We start from the raw sequence: 2,009 nt of genomic DNA, 5'->3' as shown, positions 1-2,009 counted from the left end.
GCGGACTAGGATTTCACGCTCACCACAGGTGAGGCACCACTCCGGATTACGCGCTCATTTTCAAATGAGGCACCTCGGGAGCCGCAACTCCCTCGACTGGCTATAACGCCGATCCAGCATCGGAGCAATCCAACTTCCTTCTTTCTTTCTTTCTTTCTAGAAAGATTTCTAGAAAGAAGAGTTGGATGGTCTGATCTTCGGAACCGGAACCCGTATCATTGAACCATCATCAAGGAAGGAATCGGGTTTGCAATGAGCGTGACGACCACGATCGATCTCAGTGAGTTCGACGCAGTGACCGCATACCGCGGTCTTCCCACCATCACGGACGGGAATCCCGTCCGCTTCTTCTCCGATGTCGAGTCGGTCAGCCGTTGCGTGAACGAACGAATGCAGCAAACGGGAATGACGGTCGAACGTCTCGCCGACGAGACCGGAGTGCCCGTCGAGGACGTCGACGAGCTGGCCCGGACCGGTTTGACTTCGATCGGATCGGCGTTCCGCGTGTTCGACAGGCTCGGCATCAGGACCAGCACGCTTCCGGCCGCATACGCGGGAAGGATCACGGCGTCATGAGCAGCAGAGAACTTCATGTGTGGGCATCAGGCCGTCATGTCGGAGTCTTCTTTGAAAACGAAGACCGAATCTCGTTCTCCTATGACGATTCCTCGTCGCCTGATCCGCCCATCGGTCTGAGCATGCCCAGAAGCGGACAATGGACCCCTGACGCTCCTCGCAATTTCCTGGACAACCTGCTGCCGGACAATCCGAACGTCCGTCAGGCGATGCGTGCGAGCCTGCATGCCGAGTCGGATTCCATGTTCGACCTGCTCGATGGGGTCGACGCCACCGGAGGGCTGGTATTCTCCGTGTCGCCCGAGCCGCCCTCCGAGAATCCAGTGCTCCGTGCGATCAGCGAGGATCAGATCGCGAACGAGATCGACCGGATCGAACGCACGAGGAACTACTGGTGGGATGACGAGGGGCATTGCCGGTTCTCACTGGGCGGTGCTCAGGGCAAGTTCACCATGTCACGAGTCGACGGACACTGGTTCTGGCCGGAACTGGCGTTGCCGTCCACCCATATCGTCAAGCCTCGCCCTAGAGACCTTCCCGAGGCTGTGGATGTCGAGTTGGCGACCATGCGTCTTTCCGCGCTCTGCGGAGTGGAGACGCCTCAGAGCGGAGAGATCCATGCCGGCAATAGCAGCGCCTACATAGTGGAACGTTTCGACCGGAGGATCGAACGCGGGCGCATCATCCGACTCCGTCAAGAGGATCTCCTTCAGGCGATGGGGCTCCCGACCCGTGACAAGTACGAACCGGGAGCCGACGCGTGTCTGGATCTGCTGCAGCGTGTGGATCCGACGGGGACGCTGTCCTATCAGTGGCTCGAACGTCTTGCGTTCAACACCTGGTCGGGAAACAGCGACGCGCATGCCAAGAACTACTCGGTCCTTCTCGATCAGTCACTGGGGATACGTGTGGCGCCTCAGTACGATGCGGTCACGACCCGGTATTGGCCGCGTTTCAATTGGGAGCTGGCCATGCCCATCAACGAGGACCACGAGTTCGCGGAGCACACCATCCCGCAGGACTGGGAGGATCTCGCATCCAGGCATGGGCTGGACGGCGAAGCAGTCGCCGACATGGCCCGACGCATGGCGGGCCTGATCATCGACAATATGGCTCAGGCGTGTGACGGCATGGACGAAGGAATCCGGGCCCGGCTGACCGCGTGCTGGATGAAGACGACGGAATCCGCGGACCCACTGCCGCCGGACAGCAGTCCAATGTCGATGATGGAGTCACCGGTCACCTTCCATCCTGAAGTTCCGGGACGGGCGCTGTAACACGAAGAACATGTTAGATAGATTTCTAGAAATCTATCTAACATGTTAGACGTATCCGAATAATCCGATCCCGAACCACCTAGGGTGTGTTTACTCTAAGGGTCGTTTGAGGTGGATGGCGATGAGCGCGAGGTGAACATCGGAGAGGTAGGTCTC

2 protein-coding genes are annotated in these 2,009 nt (G+C 58.8%); both read left to right on the top strand.

Features of this window, described 5'->3' with window-relative positions; translation table 11 throughout:
- The first annotated feature begins 252 nt into the window (after positions 1–252).
- Positions 253–576: a hypothetical protein gene (locus GFD25_RS11895; protein WP_163233103.1), complete on the top strand. Its 324-nt coding sequence runs from the start codon at positions 253–255 to the stop codon at positions 574–576.
- Positions 573–1,853, top strand: a complete 1,281-nt coding sequence (locus GFD25_RS11890) for a HipA domain-containing protein (RefSeq protein WP_163233101.1) — start codon at positions 573–575, stop codon at positions 1,851–1,853. Before GFD25_RS11895 ends, GFD25_RS11890 begins: the two co-directional genes overlap by 4 nt.
- Positions 1,854–2,009 lie beyond the last annotated feature (156 nt).

The organism is Bifidobacterium aerophilum (assembly GCF_010667685.1).
GTDB lineage: Bacteria > Actinomycetota > Actinomycetes > Actinomycetales > Bifidobacteriaceae > Bifidobacterium > Bifidobacterium aerophilum.
This window is presented reverse-complemented; position numbering and strand designations above follow the sequence as displayed.

Coding starts and splice junctions, on each gene's coding strand:
- GFD25_RS11895 (WP_163233103.1), top strand. CDS start 253: ATGAGCGTGACGACCACGATCGATCTCAGTGAGTTCGACGCAGTGACC.
- GFD25_RS11890 (WP_163233101.1), top strand. CDS start 573: ATGAGCAGCAGAGAACTTCATGTGTGGGCATCAGGCCGTCATGTCGGA.